The following is a 17,975-nucleotide window of genomic DNA, read 5'->3' on the forward strand; positions in this document are numbered from 1 at the left end:
AATAGCGCTTCGCCTCGCTGGCACGCCGCCAATAAGAAATCAGGATTCCTTGACGTTGATGTCCTCCTCCGCCGACCTCCGGTTCGCGGCTCGCGCCGCCTTGCTGTCCGTGCTGCTGGCGCTGGCCGGCTGCGCGATCAAGCCGGATACCCCACCGCCACCGGTGTCGCCGCCGGACGCTTTTTCCCGCGACGGCGAGCGGCCCGCCCCCCAGCGCTGGTGGACCGATTTCGATGATGCCTCCCTGAACACCCTGGTGGAGCAGGCCCTGGGCGCCAACCTGGATCTGCGCGCCGCCCATGAGCGGCTGCGCCAGGCCCGGGCGCTACGTGATCGTCAGCGGGCCGGGCTGTTCCCCAGCCTGGAAGCCCGTGCCGGTGCCCAGCGTCGCGATGACGGCGATACCGAAAGCGATCTGTTCAGCGCCGGCCTGGCCGCCGACTATGAGCTTGATCTGTGGGGGCGGGTGGGCGCCCAGGCGGATGCCGAGGCCCTGCGCGCCCGCGCCGGCCTGGCGGACTATCAGGCGGCGTCCCTGTCCCTGGCGGCGGAGGTCGCCAACACCTGGTTCCAATTGCTCACCCAGCGTACCCAGCGGCAACTGGCCCGCGCTCAGTTGGAGACCAACCAGGACGTGCTGTCGCTGATTCGTGCCCGCTTCGCCATCGGCGAGAGCGCCAGCGCCGATGTGCTGCGCCAGCGCCAGTTGGTGGCCGCCTCCCGGGAACAACTGCTCAATGTGGAGGCGCGCATCCAGGTGCTGGAACACCAGTTGGCGGTGCTGCTGGGCGTGCCGCCGGGCGCCGTGACGCTGCCCGGCGATGGCACCCTGCCGGCGTTGCCGCCGCTGCCCGCCACCGGGCTGCCGGCGGATCTGGTGCAACGGCGCCCGGACCTGCTCGGCGCCTGGTACCGGCTGCGCGCCGCCGACGCCGACCTGGCCTCGGCCGTCGCCGAGCGCTTTCCCCGTTTGACCCTGTCCGCCTCGGTGACCAGCGAGGCCGACGACAGCGCCGATCTGTTCGATGACTGGCTCTCCACCCTGGCCGGCAACCTGGTGCTGCCGCTGGTGGACGGCGGTCAGCGCCGCGCCGAGGCACGCCGGTTCCGCTCCCTGCGCGAGCAGCGTGTCCATGAATACGGCCAGGCGGCGTTGGTGGCGTTCCAGGAAGTGGAGGACGCCCTGGTCCAGGAGCGCCAGCAGCAGCGCCGCATGGAGAGCCTGCGCGAGCAGGTGGAACTGGCGGACACCGCCTATCGCCAGTTGGGCATTCAGTACGTCAACGGCGCGGTCGGCTATCTGGAAGTGCTCAGCGCGCTGCAGGATCGTCAGGCGCTGCGCCGCACGCTGATCACCGCCCGCCAGGAACTGCTGACCTTTCGGGTCGCCCTGTACCGCGCCCTGGCCGGGGGGCTCCCGGTTGACGAGGAGGATGAGAACGCATGAGCAAGCCGGTGGATGATCGGGCCGCCCGCCCGGAAAGCGGTCGCGCCGGTCGCCTGAAGACGGCGCTGATCTCGGTGGCGATCCTGCTGGTCGGGGTTGCCCTGATGGTACTGATCTTCAAGACCGAGCCCACCGCCACCCGCCGCGACGTGGCCAGGGAAACCGCCATGTTGGTGGAGGTGACGCCGGCGCAAGGGGGCAGCTTCCACCCGAGCATCGAGGTGATGGGCCGGGTGGTGCCGGCCCGCGAAGTGACCCTGCGCCCGCGGGTGGGCGGTCGGGTCATCGAGACCCGCGAGGCGTTCGAGCCCGGTGGCCGGGTGGGCGAGGGCGATGTATTGCTGCGCCTGGACCCGGCCGATTACGACGCCGTGTTACGCCAGCGCCGCAGCGAACTGGACCAGGCCCGCGCCGACCTGGAACTGGAGCAGGGTCGCCAGGCCGTGGCGCGGCAGGATTTCGAACTGCTCGGCGAGGACCTGGACCAGGGCAACCGCGCCCTGGTGCTGCGCCAGCCGCAGCTCAAGCAGGCCCGGGCCCGGGTAGAGGCCGCCGAAGCGGCGTTGCGGCGGGCACGGCTGGACCTTGAACGCACCCGGCTGACGGCGCCGTTCGACGCCCAGATTCTGAGCCGCGAGGTCACCCTGGGCAGTCAGATCAACGCCGGCGACGGTCTTGCCCGGCTGGTGGCCACGGATCGTTATTGGGTGGAAGCCAGCGTGCCACTGTCGCGGCTGCGCTGGCTGCGGTTCGCCGAGGGCGACACGGAGGGCGCGCCGGTAACCCTGCGCCAGGATGCGGTGTGGGGCGAGGACCGGTACCGCCAAGGCCGGTTGCGGCGGCTGGTGGGCGAGCTGGACGAGGCCGCCCGCCTGGCGCGGGTGCTGATCACCGTGGACGACCCGCTTGCCCTGGCGGCGCCGGCGGGTACGCCGCCGCTGATGCTGGGCGGCTTCGTCAGCGCGCTGATCCAGGGCCGTGAGTTGGAACACGTGGTACGTCTGGAGCGGGGCCTGGTGCGTCGCGGCGACACCGTCTGGGTGATGGCCGACGGCGCCCTGGATATCCGCTCGGTGACGGTACTGTTGCGCGACGGTGAATACGCCTACATCGCCGACGGGCTGGCCCACGGTGATCAGGTGGTGCGCACCGATCTGGCCACGGTGGTGGACGGTGCGCCCCTGCGCCTGGAACAGCCCGCCGGCGAGGCACCGGAATGAGCGCGCCGCGCCGCCAGGGCTGGGTAGGCCCGATTGAGTGGATGGCGCGCAACAGCATCGCCGCCAACCTGCTGATGATCCTGCTGCTCGGCGGCGGTTTGTGGATGGCGGCGCAGGTGCAGAAGGAAATCTTCCCGGAAGCGCGGCTTGATGTGGTGGAAGTGGAAGTCACCTACCCCGGCGCCGCGCCGGAGGAGGTGGAGCAGGGCGTGCTGATGCCGGTGGAGGAGGCGGTTCAGGGCGTGGAGAGCATCGCCGAGATGGTGTCCACCGCCCGTGAGGGCAGCGGCGTGATCCAGCTCGAACTGGTGGCCGGCGCCAACCGCATGCAGGCGCTGCAGGACATCGAACAGGCGGTGGACCGGGTGCGGACCTTCCCGGACCAGGCCGAGGAACCGCGCGTGCGCCTGCTGGCGCACACCCCGGACGTAATGGAACTGGTGCTGTACGGCGACGTCGACATCTGGACTCTGCGACAGCTTGGCGAACAGGTGCGCAACCGGTTGCTCAGTGAACCGGGCATCACCCGCGCGGACATCAGCGACGTGCCGGATTACCTGACCAGCGTGGAAATTCCCCAGGACGCGCTGCGTGAATACGGCCTCACCCTGAACAAGGTGGCGTCGATCATCGAGCAGTCCAGTCGCGACGTGCCCGCTGGCAACCTGGCCACCGACAACGGCGATATCCTGCTGCGCCTGAAGGAACGCAAGCAGTGGGCCGATGAATTCGCCGGCATCGTGGTGAGCCGCGCCGACACCGGCGCGGTGGTTACCCTGGGCGACATCGCCACCGTCCATGATGGTTTCGAGGAGGGGGGCTTCCATTCCCGCTTCAACGGCAAGCCGTCGGTGGAAATCGAGTTGTTCCGCACCGGCGGGCAGTCGCCGCTGGATATCGCCGAGGCCGCCGAGGCGGTGATGGCGGAGCTGGAAACCACGCTGCCCGAGGGCATCCGGGTGCGTATCGACAGCAACCGCGCCGAGCAGTTCGAGGATCGCATGAGCATGCTGCTGGAGAATGGCGTGCTGGCCATGGTCATCGTGCTGGTGGTGCTCAGCCTGTTCCTGGAATACCGCCTGGCGTTCTGGATCATGATGGGCATGACCGTATCGTTCGTGGGCGGCGTGCTGTTTCTGCCGGTGATGGGCGTCAGCATCAACATGATCTCCATGTTCGGCTTCCTGATGGTGCTTGGCATCGTCGTCGACGACGCCATCGTGGTGGGCGAGAACATCTACGAATACCGCGAGCAAGGCATGGATTTCATGGAGGCGGCGATTCGCGGTGCCCGCGACATTGCCGGGCCGGTCACCTTCAGTATTCTCACCAACATCGTCGCCTTCATGCCGCTGCTGTTCATGCCCGGTGTCACCGGCAATTTCTGGTGGCCCCTGGGGGCCGTGGTGATCGTGGTGCTGGCGATCTCCCTGTTCGAGGCGCTGTTCATTCTGCCCGCCCACCTGGCGCACAGCGGTCGAGGCACGGTGACCGTGTACGGGCGCGCCCTGCACCGGGTGCAGCGCGCCTTCTCCCAACGTTTCCAGGCGCTGGTCGAACGTGGCTACCGACCGCTGCTGGACCGTGCCCTGGCTGCCCGCTACCTGACCCTGAGCGCCGCCGTGACCCTGATGCTGGTGGTGGGCGCCTACGCGGTCAGTGATCACATGGGCATGATCATGATGCCGGAAGCGCCGGCGGACGAGATCGAGGCCGGTATCCGCCTGCCGGTGGGCACCACGCCCCGCCAGGCCGCCGATCTCGCCCTGGCGCTGACCCGCGAAACCGAGCGCCTGTTCGAGGAACACGATCTGGGTCGCAATGCCCATGGCATAAAAAGCAATGTGCGCGGCGAGCGGGTGATCGACGTGGAACTGGTGCTCAAGCCGGAGCACGAGCGGGACATGACGGTGCAGCAGATCGTCGAGCTGTGGCGTGACCAGATCGGTGATTTCAAGGGCGTCGATCAGATCACCTTCGAGGCGGAGCAGGGGCCCGGCTCCTGGCGCGACGACATCAGCGTTGATCTTAGCCACACCGACATCGACGTGCTCGCCAAGGCCAGCGAACGCCTGCTCGAAGCCCTCAAGGGACTGTCCCAGACGCGCAACGTCAATGACAGCTACACCGCCGGCAAGCCCCAGTTCGACATCAGCCTCACGCCCCAGGCGGACGCCCTCGGACTGACCGGCGCCGAAGTGGGGCGGCAGCTTCGGGACGCCTTCTACGGCGCCATCGCCCTGCGCCAGCTGCGCGGCATCAATGAAAATGAAATCCGCGTGCGCCTGCCGGAGGCGGAGCGCCAGGACCTGCGCTACCTGGATAATTTCATCGTTCAACTGCCGGACGGCGGCGAGGTGCCGCTGATGGACGTGGCGCGGGTTTCGGTGAGCGAATCGTTCCGCTCCATCGACCGCCGCGATGGCCGCCGGGTGATCACCGTGGGCGCCGACGTGCTGCCCAAGAGCGCCACCACCCGGGTGCTGAACGTGGTGCGCGATGAAATCCTGCCGCAACTGCGCGCTGACTACCCGGGACTGACCTGGACCTTCCAGGGTGGCCAGGCGGACATGCGCGAATCCACCTCGGCGCTTTGGGGCGGTTTTGGCCTGGCCCTGGGCGTGATTTTCGCCCTTCTGGCGGTGGCCTTTGGCAGCTATCTGCAGCCGCTGGTGGTGATGCTGGCGATTCCGTTCGGCGCCGTGGGCGCGGTGCTTGGCCACATGTTGCTGGGCATGGATCTGTCCCTGGTGAGTTTCATGGGGATCATCGCGCTGGCCGGCGTGGTGGTGAACGACTCCCTGATCATGGTCGACTACGCCAACCGCCAACGGCACCGCCTGAGCGCGGCGGATGCCGTCTACGAAGCCGGTCTGCGACGCTTCCGGCCGATCCTGCTCACCACTCTGACCACCTTTGCCGGTCTGATGCCGATCATCTTCGAGACCTCCCTGCAGGCGGCCTATCTGATTCCCATGGCGGTTTCCCTGGGCTTCGGCATCGTGTTCGCCACCGCCCTGATCCTGTTCGTGGTGCCGTGCCTCTATCTGGCTCTCGACGACCTCATGGAAAGCAGCAAGCGCGGCTTTAACCCCGATCAACCGGCGCGGCATTAACCAACCCGCCGGGCCATCGCGCCCTGAGCCGCTGAGCTGTGAGCTTCCGCGCAATGGGTTCTACGGAGCCGCCACCACCACCCACCCTGGTTCATCGTTGTTGGTACCCGGCCCGGTTCCGCTACCTCGAAGCGGAGCTGTGTGGGTGCCTTCCGGGACCCTTTTTGGCAGGGATGCCAAAAACGGGAGCGCCCATGGATGGCTTGAGCGATCCCGGAAGGCACCCACACAGATCCGTGTCCCCGATAGAGACCGCCCGCATTGATTTCCCGTCAAAGCGCGATGAACCAAAAAAAAGCCGCCCGAAGGCGGCTTCTTTCGTTACGGCGGGATCAATCAGGTACCGGGATTGGTGTCCTGATCATTCCCGGACGCCTGCTCGGCCTGTTGCTGCCGACGGCGCTGACGGGGGTCGTTGCCGGCCCGGCCGGCGGGAATGTCCGCCGGTTTCGGCTTGGCGAAGGTCGGCGCCTCGAAGGTGCTTTCCTGGGCCGCCGGAGCCGGCTTCTCGGGCCGCGGCTTGGGCGCCGGACGCGGCGCCGGGGTGCCGGGCGCCCGCGAGCGCGGATCGTTGGCGGCCCGTCGCGGGGCGGCCTGTTCCGCGTCGGCGCGGGGCGCCTCGGCGGCGGGCTCGGGCTTCGGTTCGGCGTCCGCTTCCGGCCTGGCCTGGGCCTCCGCTTTGGCTTCGGCGGCTGGTTCCGGCTGTTTCGGGGCCTCGGCGGCGGGGGCCGGCTGTTGCGGCTCCGGCTGCTTCACCGGCTCGGGCTGGGCCGGTTCAGCCGGTTCGGCTTCCGCGACGGCCGGCTTGGCCTGCTCCGGTTGTTGCGGCTCCGATTGCTGCTCGGCCTGCCGGGTCCCGACTTCCGGCTGCTTGGGCTCGGGCTTATCCCCATCGGGCTCGGGCTGTGCTTGCTGGGGCTCGGGCTGTGCTTGCTGGGGCTCAGGCTGTGCTTGCTTGGGCTCAGGCTGTCTGGACGCCGGCTCAGGCTGCTTGGCGGCGGGCTGCTCAGCCGGGCTCTCGGCGGCGGGTTGCGCCGGCGTCACCGGTTGGGCCTGCTCCGCGGGCTTCGCGTCCTGGGCGGGCTTGTCCTGTTGCGCGGGCTTCTCTTCCCGGGCCGGCTTCGCTTCCCGCACCGGAGCCGGTTCGGCCTTGGGCTGGTCGCTCTGGGCGGCCGGCTTCTCGGCGTCGGCTTGGGCGGCCGGGGCGGGCCGCTCGATGCTGGGCGCGTGCTCGTCGGCGGGCACCAGCTTGGCCTTGGGCGGACGGCTGTCACCGCGCTCCTGATCACGGCCCGGAGTGTTGTCCTCCGAGGTCATGCGCGCGGGCAGGGTGGTGGCTTCCTCCCGGGGCGCCTCGACCGGAGCCTGGTCCTGGGGCCTGGCGGGCTGCTGGGCCTGGGCGTCCTTGCCATCCGGGCGTTGACGTTCACGCAGCGGCCGGTCGTCCTTGGACTCGGTACGACGGGTTGCCTTGGGGCCGTCGTCCTTGCGTGGCGCCTTGTCCTGCTTGTCGGCGCTCTTGCCTCTGCTGCCGCCGGCCTTGCCGTCGTTGCCGCCCCGATTATCAGGCTTGGCGTCCTGACGGCTGTCTTGGCGATTATCCTGACGGTTGTCGGCCTTGCCGTCACGATTGTCGCCGTTGCGGCCTTCCGTGTTGCGGCCTTCGCCGTTGCGACTTTCATTGTTGCGGTTGTTGCCACCGCGACCGCCACGGCGGTTGCGGCTACGGCCACGGTTTTCGCCGTTTCTGCCGTCACCGTCGTCCTTGCCGCTTTTGCGTCTGTCGTCCCGCTGGCCGTTGCGGTTGTCGTTCTGGTCGCGGTTGCCCCCGGCCTTGTCGCCGCGCTGATTTCCGCCCTTGCCGCGGTTCTGGCCGCCACGACGGTTATCGTTGCGGTTGCCGCGCGCGTCGTCACGGTCGCCACGATTCTGACGTTGGCCTTTACGCTGCTCGTCGCGACCCTTGGCGCGGGCCTTCCGCTCGTCCTCGGAGCCACCGAACAGTGCCGAAAGCCAGGTGAAGAAGCGTGCCAGCAGCCCGGGCTGCAGCGGCGCCTGATCGTTCCTGGCCGCCGGCGGTTTGCCTTGCTGGGGCCGGTTGGGCTGTTGTTTGGCCTGCGGCTGTTCCCGGGGCTTCTCGGCGACCGGCTTGGGCGGCGGCGGCGCGGTGTCCGGCGCCACCACCTTGACGGCGGGCTCCTGGGTCTTGATCTCGGTGTCCTGGGCGGAGACCGTGGCCGGGTCCTTGTGCCCTTCGTGCAACTCCAGCTCGTGGCTCACGAGGGCCTTGGTCTGGTCGTCGCGGATGCGCTCCACCTCGAAGTGGGGCGTCTCCAGATTGGGGTTGGGGATCACCAGCACGCGCACATTGTGGTTGGCCTCGATCTCGCGCAGCACCTGGCGTTTCTCGTTGAGAAGGAAGGTGCCCACGGCGACCGGCACCTGGGCCTGGATCTCGCCGGTGCGCTCCTTCATCACCTCTTCCTCGATCAGGCGGAGGATGCTCAGGGCCAGGGATTTCACGTCGCGGATGTGGCCCAGGCCGTCACAGCGCGGGCACACGATGCTGGAGGTCTCGCCAAGGCTGGGACGCAGCCGCTGACGGGACAGCTCCAACAGGCCGAACCGGGAGATGCGGCCCAACTGGATGCGCGCGCGATCCGCCTCCAGGGCTTCGCGCATGCGGTTTTCCACTTCGCGCTGGTTGCGCGCCGGGCCCATGTCGATGAAGTCCACCACGATCAGGCCGCCGATGTCGCGCAGGCGCAGCTGGCGGGCGATTTCGTCCGCCGCCTCCAGGTTGGTCTGCAGGGCGGTTTCCTCGATGTCCGCGCCCTTGGTGGCGCGGGAGGAGTTGATGTCGATGGACACCAGTGCCTCGGTGGGATCGATGACGATGGAACCGCCGGAGGGCAGCTTCACTTCACGCTCGAAGGCGGTCTCGATCTGCGACTCGATCTGGTAGCGGGAAAACAGCGGGGTGTCGTCGTTGTACAGCTTGATCTTGTGCTGGAAGTCGGTCATCACCTGCTGCACGAAGGCCTGTGCTTCGTCGTAGACCTTCTGGGAATCGATCAGTACTTCGCCGATGTCCTTGCGCAGGTAGTCGCGGATGGCGCGGATAATGACGTTGGATTCCTGATAGATCAGGAACGGCGCCTTGCGGGTCTCGGACGCCTCGGCGATGGAACCCCACAGCTTGAGCAGGTAGTTGAGGTCCCACTGCAGTTCCTCGGCGGAGCGGCCCAGGCCGGCGGTGCGCACGATCACGCCCATTTCGTCGGGGATCTGCAGGCTGCCCAGGGCTTCCTTGAGCTGCTGGCGTTCCTCGCCCTCGATGCGGCGGGAGATGCCGCCGGCACGGGGGTTATTGGGCATCAGCACCAGGTAACGACCGGCCAGGCTGATGAAAGTGGTCAGGGCGGCGCCTTTGTTACCGCGCTCTTCCTTGTCCACCTGGATGATCACTTCCTGGCCTTCCTTGATCACATCCTTGATGTTGATGCGACCCTGGATGTCCTTCGGGTCCTTCTGGAAATACTGACGGGAGATTTCCTTCAGCGGCAGGAAACCGTGGCGCTCGGCGCCGAAATCCACGAAAGCGGCTTCCAGGGAAGGTTCGACCCGGGTGATCTTGCCTTTATAGATATTGGCTTTTTTCTGCACGCGGGTGCGGTGCTCGATGTCCAGATCATAAAGTCTCTGGCCATCCACCAGCGCCACCCGAATTTCTTCGGGGTGCGTGGCATTGATCAACATACGTTTCATTGTGCTACCACAAGGTTCGTGGCGGCATGCAGCGGGCCGGTATCAATAACCGGTATCAGACCTGCGGTCCGGGGGAGGGGAAATGCCTGTCAGGCATGAACGTCACGGGTGGTGGCGCGGGGCGCCGGATCAACGGTGATGGTGCCTGCTCTCGACCTTTCCTTGTTCTCCGGACCGGGTGAAGTTGCGCCGTTGGCGTCGCTCGCGAGGCGATATCCTCTTATCGGCTTCGCGCTGTGTCCGGCGCGCCAGGCGCGTCGGACCGGGTAAACTCTTCGTGTCTGTATACCGTGCCGGGGTGTCGTCGGGCGCGTCACGCGCGGCCACGACGGCACACCGTTTTGTCTTCGACCTGATGCTGCAGACCGCCGTTGTTGGTTTTCGGTCGGCCGCCGGAGGGAGTGTGTGACCGCTCCGCGGTGCCATGCAGCGTCGGGGCCCCAAGGGCCCGTTCGTCTCTGTTTTTGTCGGGCGGGCTGGCGGGTACTGTGTCTACCGACGGCGAATGGTCGCTGCGCGTCGCCGTTGGCCAGCCTCGGCCGACACCGGATAATAGCAGTGAAACCATAATGCGATCAATCAGATACATGAATGAGGGGGTGAAGGTCGACGAATCGGGCGGGGCCGCGCGCCGGCGCTGGCGCGGGCCGGGCGCCTTGGCTAGAATCGCCGCATGTCTGACACCCCCGCCGCCGATCGCGTCACCTTCATCACCATTGATGACGGGCGCGACGGCCAACGCCTGGATAATTTCCTGTTCGTCCACCTCAAGGGCGTGCCGCGCTCGCGTATCTACCGCATCATCCGTGCCGGCGAGGTGCGCGTGAACAAGAAGCGCGCCAAGCCCACCACCCGGCTGGCCACCGACGACGTGGTGCGCATCCCGCCTGTTCGCACCAGTGAGTCGTCGGCGCCGCCGGTGGTCAGCGACGGCCTCGCCGAGCGCCTGTCCCGGGCGCTGATTTACCAGGACGACCGCCTGATGATCTTCAATAAGCCCGCCGGCCTGGCGGTGCATGGCGGCAGCGGTGTCAGCCTGGGGTTGATCGAGGCGCTGCGCGTGCTCTATCCCAAGGAGACCCAACTGGAGCTGGTGCATCGGCTCGACCGGGATACCAGCGGTTGCATCATGGTGGCTCGTCACCGGGGATTCCTGCGTAAGCTGCAGAGGCTGATGCAGCAGGGTGGGGTGGAGAAGCGTTACTGGCTGCTCTGCCAGGGCTTCAAGGGCAAGGAGCGCCGCATGGAGGCGCCGCTGCTTAAGCTCATGCAGGGCAATGAGCGGGTGGTGCGGGTGTCCCGGGAGGGCAAGCCGTCGGTCACCGATTTCGCGCTGATCGAGCGTTTTGGCGACGTCGCCCTGGTGGAGGCCACCTTGGGCACCGGCCGCACCCATCAGATCCGCGTGCATGCCCAGTTCGGTGGCTTCCCGTTGCTCGGCGACGACAAGTACGGCAGTGAACGGGGCGACCGCAAGCTGGCCGACCTGGGTCGGCGGCGGCTGTGTCTGCACGCCCGCACCCTGGCGTTCCGTCACCCGGAGAGTGGTGAGAGGATTACCGTCACCGCGCCTTTGGACGAGGATTTCGAGGCCATCCTCGCTGGCCTGAGGGCGGGGAAGCGGGCATGAATTACGACCTGGTGATTTTCGATTGGGACGGCACCGTGATGGACTCCACGGCGCGCATCGTGGAATGCATGCACAGTGCCGGCCGCGACCTTGATCTGCCGGTGCTGGACGATGACACCGTGCGTGGCATCATCGGCCTGGGGCTGCCGGAGGCGATTCGCGCTCTGTACCCGGACATCGACGATCCCATGCTGGGCCGCATGCGCGACCGCTACGCGTTTCACTTCGTGGCGGCGGAGGCCACCCCCAGCCGGCTCTACCCGCACGCGGAAGCGACCCTGGCGGCGCTGCGCGACGCCGGCCTGCGGTTGGCGGTGGCCACCGGCAAGAGCCGCAAGGGGCTGGATCGGGTGTGGAGCAACGCCGGCCTGGGGCACTGGTTCCACGCCTCGCGCTGCGCCGATGAGAGCCGTTCCAAGCCGCATCCGGCCATGGTCGAGGAATTATTGCTGGAACTGGCTGTCCGTCCGGAACGGGCCCTGGTGGTGGGGGATACTTCCTTCGATCTGGAAATGGCCCGCGCCGCCGGCGTGGATCGGGTGGGGGTGAGCTATGGCGCCCATCCCGTGGGCCGGCTGATGACCTTCGACCCCCTGGCGGTGATCGACGCCCTGCCGCAGCTGCTGCCCGTGGTCGGGCTGCCCGGGGAACTTGAACACGAGCGACTTGAACGCGAGCGAAGAGTGTGACGATGGAAGGCAACAACAAAGAGTGGAAACTGATCGAGAAACTGCTGGGCCAGGCCCAGGCGGAACAACGCAAGAGCCGGCGCTGGGGGATTTTCTTCAAGAGCCTGGGCTTTATTTACCTGTTCTCGCTGCTGTTCCTGTTTTCCGCCAACCGGCCCGGGGACTCCCTGGCGGTGGCCGAGCCCCATGTGGCGGTGGTGGATCTGAACGGCGCCATCATGGCCGATTCCCCGGCCAGCGCCGACCTGATCAGCACCGGGCTGCGCGAGGCCTTCGAGGCGGACAACGCCAAGGCGGTGATCCTGCGCATCAACAGCCCGGGTGGTTCGCCGGTGCAGTCCAGCTTCGTTTACAACGAAATCCGCCGCCTGCGCGCCGAGCACCCGGACAAGAAACTGTACGCGGCGATCACCGACATGGGCGCCTCCGGGGCCTACTACATCGCTTCCGCCGCGGATGAGATCTACGCCGACCCGGCCAGCATCGTCGGCTCCATCGGCGTGATCATGGCCAACTTCGGCCTCCAGGAGGCCGCCGACAAGCTGGGCGTGGAGCGTCGCGTCTACACCGCCGGTGAGAACAAGGACATTCTTGATCCGTTCGCGCCGGTGAAGGACAAGGACCGCGAGCACGTGCAGGCCATGCTTGACGAGATTCACCAGCAGTTCATCGGGGCGGTCAAGCAGGGCCGTGGCGACCGGCTCAAGGTGGAGGGGCATCCGGAGCTGTTCTCCGGGTTGTTCTGGACCGGTCAGCGCGCCCTGGAGCTGGGTCTGGTGGATGGCCTCAAGAGTCCGGGGCAGGTGGCCCGGGACGTGGTGGGCGTGGAGCGCACCGTGGATTACACCGTGAGCGCCTCGCCGCTGGACAAGGTGCTCAAGAAGTTCGGGGTGTCCATTGGTGATGGCCTTGGCCAGGCGCTCGGCCTGGAAAGCGGGGCGCCAACGATTCGCTAGCGACTGATCGCGACTAAAGTCGCTCCTACAGCGAATCAATGGCGCGTAGGAGCGACTGGGCGGCATGCCGCTTTAGTCGCGATCCGCCTCAGGGCAGGGTGACGCCTTCGGCGGCCAGGAAGTCGGTAAGCAGGATCAGCGGCAGGCCCACCAGGGCGTTGGGGTCGCGGCCTTCCAGGCTCTTGAACAGCACGATGCCGAGCCCTTCGGATTTGAAGCTGCCGGCGCAATTGAGCGGTTGTTCCAGCTCGATGTAACGTTCAATCTGGGTGTCACGCAGACGCCGGAAGTGCACCGTGAAACGTTCGCAGGCGCTCTGGTGGCGACCGGTTTCCGCGTTCAGCAGGCACAGGCCGGTCAGAAAGGTCACGGTGCGGCCGCTGGCGCGGCGCAACTGGGCCACGGCGGTGTCCCGGTCGCCGGGTTTGCCGAGCATCTCGTCATCGATCACGGCGACCTGGTCGGAGCCGATGATCAGCGCGTCCGGGTGATTCCCGGCCAGCGCGGCGGCTTTGGCGCGGGCCAGACGCAGCACCAGTTCGGTGGGCGTTTCCCCGGGCCGGGCGCTTTCGTCGATGTCCGGGCCGTGGTGGTCGAACGCCAGCCCGAGCTTGCCGAGCAATTCGCGGCGGAACGGCGACGAAGAGGCCAGGATCAGGGGTTGAGACCGTTGCTTCATGGCTGACTCGCTTGCGGTTGGAGGCTTGGGCGCGGCGGAGTGTACCGGCCCGATCCAGGTGGTGCACGAAAAATCCAGTTTTCTCAATCAGTTAAGGTGCGTCCCCGGGTTGCAATTTGGCTTTGACAGGACGCGGGGGCGCGCCTAGAATTGCGCGCTTATGTTTTCAGGGCAACTGCCACCGTATCTGGAACCGCGCAAGTACGCGGACCAGGAACGCGTCGTCGAAGGCGAAGCCCGGGTCGGGGATCTGCCCCGTCTGCGGGAATATCGCGACAGCCAGGACCAGCCGGTTCGGGTGAAGCTGGCCTTTGGCCGCGATGATGACGGCCGCGGACGTGTTCAAGGTCGTGTGGAGACCACCCTGATACTGGTTTGCCAGCGTTGTCTGGAACCGGTGCACCATCCCGTCGCGGCCGACGTGGATCTGGTGCTGGTGTGGAGCGAGGATCAGGCGAAGGCGTTGCCGACGCATCTGGACCCCTTGCTGGTCACCGAGGAGCGCCTGAGCCTGGCGGAGCTCGTTGAGGAAGAGCTGCTGCTGGCCCTGCCCCTGGTGGCTCTGCACGATGAGTGCCCGCGTCCGGCGTCGGCCGGTTCCGATCCGGAACCGGAGCAGGACCCGGACGACACGCAAACCAATTCGGATAATCCGTTTGCCGTGCTGGCCCAATTGAAGGGCCGCCGCAAGTAACACGCCGAGGAGCAAGCAATGGCTGTTCAACAGAATCGCAAGACCCGTTCCAAGCGCGGCATGCGCCGTTCCCACGACGCGCTGTCCGCGCCCACGCTCACCGAGGACGCCAACACCGGTGAAGTGCACCGTCGTCACCACATCTCTCCGGACGGCATGTACAAGGGCCGTCAGGTGATCCGCAATGACGAGATCGACGACGAAGAAGAGTAAGTAAGTCCCGCCGCCGCCCGCCGGTGGCGTTTGGACCGAACCGAGACGGGAGCCCTGGTGGCTCCCGTTTTGTTAACGCCATGACGACGCCGTATCATGGCCGTCGCTTCTTCCCAGATGGAATCTTGCCATGTCAGCGGTTGTGACCTTGGCCGTGGACGCCATGGGCGGTGACCACGGTTTGCCGGTGACCGTGCCGGCCGTGGCGCGGGTGCTGGCCCGCCACGCCAATCTGAGCGTGATCATGGTGGGCGCCCCCGAGGCGCTCGCCCCGGAACTCAAGAAGGAAGGCCTGGACGCGCACCCCCGGGTGAGCGTGGCGCCGGCCTCCGAGGTGGTCGCCATGGATGACCCGGTGGCGGTGGCGCTGCGCCAGAAGAAGGACTCGTCCATGCGCGTGGCGATCAACCAGGTCAAGGAAGGCCGCGCCCAGGCCGCCGTCAGCGCCGGCAATACCGGTGCCTTGATGGCGGTCAGCCGGTTCGTCCTCAAGACCCTGCCCGGTGTCGACCGGCCTGCCATCTGTACCGCCATTCCCACCGCCTCCGGCCACTGCCACATGCTCGATCTGGGCGCCAATGTGGATTCCGAGCCGGCCCACCTGCTGCAGTTCGCCATGATGGGGCAGGCGGTGGTGCGCGCCGTGGACGGCCAGAAACGGCCCAAGGTGGCGTTGCTGAACATCGGCGAGGAAGACATCAAGGGCAATGAACAGATCAAGGAAGCCGCCAACCTGATGAGCCAGGCCGAGGACCTGAACTACGTGGGCTTCGTGGAAGGCAATGGCATCTTCCTGGGCGACGTGGACGTGGTGGTGTGCGATGGCTTTGTCGGCAATGTGTCGCTGAAAACCATGGAAGGCGTGGCCAAGATGATCGGCGGCATGATCCGCGAGGAAGCCAGCCGTTCGCTGCTGCGCAAGCTCAGCGGCCTGTTCGCCTTGCCGCTGCTCGGCGGGCTCAAGAAACGCATGGACCCGGACCGTTACAATGGCGCCAGTCTGGTGGGGCTCAATGGCGTGGTGGTGAAGAGCCACGGTGGCACCAGCGTGGAAGGCTTCGCCAGCGCCCTGGAAGTGGCGGTGCTGGAAGCTGAGCGTAACGTGCCGGCGCTGATCCGGGACGCCCTGGCGCCGACCGACTCTTTGTTGTAGGCGCGATTGTAGGGGCGGCCGGGCGGGGCGTCGCGATCGCGGGGCGGGCCCGAATGGCGCCGGTTCATACTTTGTTGCAGGCCGGCACCGGACAAGTCCGACGCGGACGGGCATACTGCCGGCCACGAAGCAACGGGCGAATACCGATAGAGGATCCCCATGTCGAAAACCGCATTCGTTTTTCCCGGTCAGGGCTCCCAAAGTCTCGGGATGCTGGCCGATTTCGCTGATCGCACCCCGGTGCGTCAGGCCTTTCAGGAAGCCTCCGGCGCTCTGGACCTGGACCTGTGGGCCCTGGCCCAGGACGGCCCGCAGGACGCCCTCAACCGCACCGAGAACACCCAGCCCCTGCTGCTTACCGCCGGCGTGGCGCTGTGGAAGCTGTGGGAGCAGGCCGGTGGGCCGCGCCCGGCGCTGCTGGCCGGCCACAGCCTGGGTGAGTACACCGCGCTGACCTGCGCCGGCGTGCTGAATCTGGGCGATGCCGTGCGCCTGGTACGCACCCGTGGCCAGTTGATGCAGCAGGCGGTGCCGGACGGCGAGGGCAGCATGGCCGCGATTCTGGGCCTGGATGATGACCAGGTACGCCAGGCCTGCGCCGCCGCCGCCGATGGCGAAGTGGTCGAGGCGGTCAACTTCAACGCCCCAGGCCAGGTGGTGATCGCCGGCCAGGCCAGTGCCGTGGAGCGCGCCGTGGCGGCCTGCAAGGACGCCGGCGCCAAACGCGCCATGCCCCTGCCGGTGAGCGTACCGTCCCACTGCGCGCTGATGAAGCCGGCGGCGGAGCGGCTCGCCGGGCATCTCGAGAACACCAATTTCCACCCGGCCGAACTGCCGGTGATCAACAATGTGGACGTGGCCCGGGAAACCGATCCGGCGCGCATTCGCGAGGCCCTGGTACGGCAGTTGTACTGCCCGGTACGCTGGGTGGAAACGGTGCAGGCTCTGGCCGCCGACGGCGTGGAAACCCTGTACGAGTGCGGCCCGGGCAAGGTGCTCAGCGGCCTGGCCAAGCGCATTGATCGCTCCCTGACCGCCAAGCCGCTGGAAAACAGCGCCGCCTTCGAAGCGGCCCTGAGCGGCGAGTGACGAGGATTTCGTAATGAGTGAAGAACGTAAAGTCGCGCTGGTCACCGGCGCCACCCGTGGCATTGGCCGCGCCATCGCCGAGCAACTGGCCGATGCCGGCTTGTTCGTGGTGGGCACCGCCACCAGCGAAAAAGGGGCCGCCACCATCGCTGAGTATCTCGGCGAGCGGGGCACCGGGGTGGTCATGGACGTGGCCGACGATGCTTCCGTGGCCGATACCGTCAAACACATCGGCGAGGCCCACGGCGCGCCGCTGGTGCTGGTCAACAACGCCGGTATCACCCGTGACAACATCATGCTGCGCATGAAGGCCGACGAGTGGGCGGATGTGATCAACACCAATCTGAATTCCCTGTACCGGGTGTCCAAGGCGTGCCTTAAGGGCATGACCAAGGCACGCTGGGGCAGGATCATCAACATCAGTTCCGTGGTCGGAACCATGGGCAACGCCGGCCAGGCCAACTACGCCGCCGCCAAGGGCGGGGTGGAAGGCTTCACCCGGGCGTTGGCCCGTGAGCTGGGCTCGCGCAATATCACCGTCAACGCGGTGGCGCCGGGCTTTATTCAGACCGATATGACCGATGCTTTGCCCGAGGCGCAGCGCGAAGCACTGCTCAGCGGTATTCCCCTGGGGCGCCTGGGCGCGCCGGCGGAAGTGGCCAGCGCGGTGAACTGGCTGGCCAGCGACGGCGGCGGTTATGTGACCGGCACCACGGTGCACGTCAATGGCGGGATGTTCACTGGTTGACCAGGGTCAGGGAATTGCACGGGACACGAACGGCAAAAAACGCTATCGTGCCCGCATCCGAAGCTAAACATTTGGAAACCTAATCCGTGAAAGCGGGTGCCGAGAGCGGCTTGCAAGCGCGAATGGCGTTCACCTAGAATAGCCGCTCATAGGTGCTCGCACACCATCAACAGGAGAGTTATAACATCATGAGCAGCATCGAAGAACGGGTCCAGAAGATCATCGTCGAACAACTCGGCGTCAAGCCGGAAGACGTCAAATCCGAAGCCTCCTTCGTCGAGGACCTGGGTGCCGATTCCCTGGACACTGTTGAGCTGGTAATGGCCCTCGAGGAAGAATTCGAGACTGAAATTCCCGACGAAGAAGCGGAGAAGATCAGTACCGTTCAAGCTGCCGTGGATTACATCAAGGCGCACAGCTGATACTGATCGCGGCCGACTGAACAGACAGTCAAAAAAACCGCAGGCTCGTCGGGCTTGCGGTTTTTTTTCGGAACATCGCCGGCTCGCGCCGGGGCTTTCGGGGGCCCTGGCGCGTGCTACAGTGGGGATTGCGGCGGTCGCCGCGCGGCAA

The 17,975-nt window shown here is 66.7% G+C and carries 14 protein-coding genes; 12 read left to right on the plus strand and 2 right to left on the minus strand.

Annotation, left to right across the window (positions count from 1 at the left end; translation table 11 throughout):
• Positions 1–58 precede the first annotated feature (58 nt).
• The 3 genes from ACLD02_RS14465 to ACLD02_RS14475 are packed head-to-tail and all read left to right on the plus strand — an operon-like array spanning position 59 to position 5,783.
• Positions 59–1,447 (plus strand): efflux transporter outer membrane subunit, encoded by a 1,389-nt coding sequence (locus ACLD02_RS14465; protein WP_203099985.1) that lies wholly within the window; start codon positions 59–61, stop codon positions 1,445–1,447.
• On the plus strand, positions 1,444–2,667 hold the full coding sequence (locus ACLD02_RS14470) for an efflux RND transporter periplasmic adaptor subunit (RefSeq protein ID WP_203099983.1): 1,224 nt from the start codon (positions 1,444–1,446) through the stop codon (positions 2,665–2,667). Before ACLD02_RS14465 ends, ACLD02_RS14470 begins: the two co-directional genes overlap by 4 nt.
• On the plus strand, positions 2,664–5,783 hold the full coding sequence (locus ACLD02_RS14475) for an efflux RND transporter permease subunit (RefSeq protein ID WP_203099981.1): 3,120 nt from the start codon (positions 2,664–2,666) through the stop codon (positions 5,781–5,783). Before ACLD02_RS14470 ends, ACLD02_RS14475 begins: the two co-directional genes overlap by 4 nt.
• A gap of 336 nt (positions 5,784–6,119) precedes the next feature.
• On the opposite strand, the gene rne is transcribed toward ACLD02_RS14475, so the two are convergent.
• Complete coding sequence (gene rne, locus ACLD02_RS14480) at positions 6,120–9,551, minus strand: ribonuclease E (protein WP_410299031.1); 3,432 nt, start codon at positions 9,549–9,551, stop codon at positions 6,120–6,122.
• A gap of 673 nt (positions 9,552–10,224) precedes the next feature.
• Here rne and ACLD02_RS14485 point away from each other — a divergent pair.
• The 3 genes from ACLD02_RS14485 to sppA are packed head-to-tail and all read left to right on the plus strand — an operon-like array spanning position 10,225 to position 12,826.
• A complete protein-coding gene (locus ACLD02_RS14485; RefSeq protein ID WP_203099977.1) occupies positions 10,225–11,181 on the plus strand; it encodes an RluA family pseudouridine synthase in 957 nt (318 codons plus the stop codon).
• Complete coding sequence (locus tag ACLD02_RS14490; RefSeq protein ID WP_203099975.1) at positions 11,178–11,870, plus strand: HAD-IA family hydrolase; 693 nt, start codon at positions 11,178–11,180, stop codon at positions 11,868–11,870. Before ACLD02_RS14485 ends, ACLD02_RS14490 begins: the two co-directional genes overlap by 4 nt.
• 2 nt (positions 11,871–11,872) lie before the next feature.
• The gene (sppA, locus tag ACLD02_RS14495; protein WP_203099973.1) at positions 11,873–12,826 is read left to right on the plus strand and encodes a signal peptide peptidase SppA; all 954 of its coding nucleotides are present in this window, start codon (positions 11,873–11,875) and stop codon (positions 12,824–12,826) included.
• Positions 12,827–12,914: 88 nt separating this feature from the next.
• Here the strand turns inward: sppA and ACLD02_RS14500 are convergent, their stop codons facing one another.
• Positions 12,915–13,505 (minus strand): Maf family protein, encoded by a 591-nt coding sequence (locus ACLD02_RS14500; RefSeq protein WP_410299032.1) that lies wholly within the window; start codon positions 13,503–13,505, stop codon positions 12,915–12,917.
• Between the two features lie 160 nt (positions 13,506–13,665).
• Between ACLD02_RS14500 and ACLD02_RS14505 the strand changes: the two genes are divergently transcribed.
• The 6 genes from ACLD02_RS14505 (at position 13,666) to acpP (ending at position 17,824) form a co-directional block, all read left to right on the plus strand.
• Complete coding sequence (locus tag ACLD02_RS14505) at positions 13,666–14,199, plus strand: YceD family protein (protein WP_203099969.1); 534 nt, start codon at positions 13,666–13,668, stop codon at positions 14,197–14,199.
• 18 nt (positions 14,200–14,217) lie between these two features.
• A complete protein-coding gene (rpmF, locus tag ACLD02_RS14510) occupies positions 14,218–14,412 on the plus strand; it encodes a 50S ribosomal protein L32 (protein WP_194296105.1) in 195 nt (64 codons plus the stop codon).
• 130 nt (positions 14,413–14,542) lie between these two features.
• Positions 14,543–15,565 carry a phosphate acyltransferase PlsX gene (gene plsX, locus ACLD02_RS14515; RefSeq protein WP_203099967.1) on the plus strand — a complete coding sequence of 341 codons (1,023 nt, stop codon included), beginning with the start codon at positions 14,543–14,545 and terminating at the stop codon, positions 15,563–15,565.
• A gap of 159 nt (positions 15,566–15,724) precedes the next feature.
• Complete coding sequence (gene fabD / locus ACLD02_RS14520; RefSeq protein ID WP_410299033.1) at positions 15,725–16,654, plus strand: ACP S-malonyltransferase; 930 nt, start codon at positions 15,725–15,727, stop codon at positions 16,652–16,654.
• Between the two features lie 13 nt (positions 16,655–16,667).
• Positions 16,668–17,402: a 3-oxoacyl-ACP reductase FabG gene (gene fabG, locus ACLD02_RS14525; protein ID WP_203099963.1), complete on the plus strand. Its 735-nt coding sequence runs from the start codon at positions 16,668–16,670 to the stop codon at positions 17,400–17,402.
• Between the two features lie 188 nt (positions 17,403–17,590).
• Positions 17,591–17,824, plus strand: coding sequence for an acyl carrier protein (acpP, locus tag ACLD02_RS14530; RefSeq protein WP_008928079.1), 234 nt, complete (start codon positions 17,591–17,593; stop codon positions 17,822–17,824).
• Positions 17,825–17,975 lie beyond the last annotated feature (151 nt).

Source organism: Alloalcanivorax sp. C16-2 (assembly GCF_046507615.1).
GTDB lineage: Bacteria > Pseudomonadota > Gammaproteobacteria > Pseudomonadales > Alcanivoracaceae > Alloalcanivorax > Alloalcanivorax marinus_A.

Coding starts and splice junctions, on each gene's coding strand:
- rne (WP_410299031.1), bottom strand. CDS start 9,551: ATGAAACGTATGTTGATCAATGCCACGCACCCCGAAGAAATTCGGGTG.
- fabD (WP_410299033.1), top strand. CDS start 15,725: ATGTCGAAAACCGCATTCGTTTTTCCCGGTCAGGGCTCCCAAAGTCTC.
- ACLD02_RS14490 (WP_203099975.1), top strand. CDS start 11,178: ATGAATTACGACCTGGTGATTTTCGATTGGGACGGCACCGTGATGGAC.
- sppA (WP_203099973.1), top strand. CDS start 11,873: ATGGAAGGCAACAACAAAGAGTGGAAACTGATCGAGAAACTGCTGGGC.
- ACLD02_RS14465 (WP_203099985.1), top strand. CDS start 59: ATGTCCTCCTCCGCCGACCTCCGGTTCGCGGCTCGCGCCGCCTTGCTG.
- fabG (WP_203099963.1), top strand. CDS start 16,668: ATGAGTGAAGAACGTAAAGTCGCGCTGGTCACCGGCGCCACCCGTGGC.
- ACLD02_RS14505 (WP_203099969.1), top strand. CDS start 13,666: ATGTTTTCAGGGCAACTGCCACCGTATCTGGAACCGCGCAAGTACGCG.
- plsX (WP_203099967.1), top strand. CDS start 14,543: ATGTCAGCGGTTGTGACCTTGGCCGTGGACGCCATGGGCGGTGACCAC.
- acpP (WP_008928079.1), top strand. CDS start 17,591: ATGAGCAGCATCGAAGAACGGGTCCAGAAGATCATCGTCGAACAACTC.
- ACLD02_RS14475 (WP_203099981.1), top strand. CDS start 2,664: ATGAGCGCGCCGCGCCGCCAGGGCTGGGTAGGCCCGATTGAGTGGATG.
- ACLD02_RS14500 (WP_410299032.1), bottom strand. CDS start 13,505: ATGAAGCAACGGTCTCAACCCCTGATCCTGGCCTCTTCGTCGCCGTTC.
- rpmF (WP_194296105.1), top strand. CDS start 14,218: ATGGCTGTTCAACAGAATCGCAAGACCCGTTCCAAGCGCGGCATGCGC.
- ACLD02_RS14470 (WP_203099983.1), top strand. CDS start 1,444: ATGAGCAAGCCGGTGGATGATCGGGCCGCCCGCCCGGAAAGCGGTCGC.
- ACLD02_RS14485 (WP_203099977.1), top strand. CDS start 10,225: ATGTCTGACACCCCCGCCGCCGATCGCGTCACCTTCATCACCATTGAT.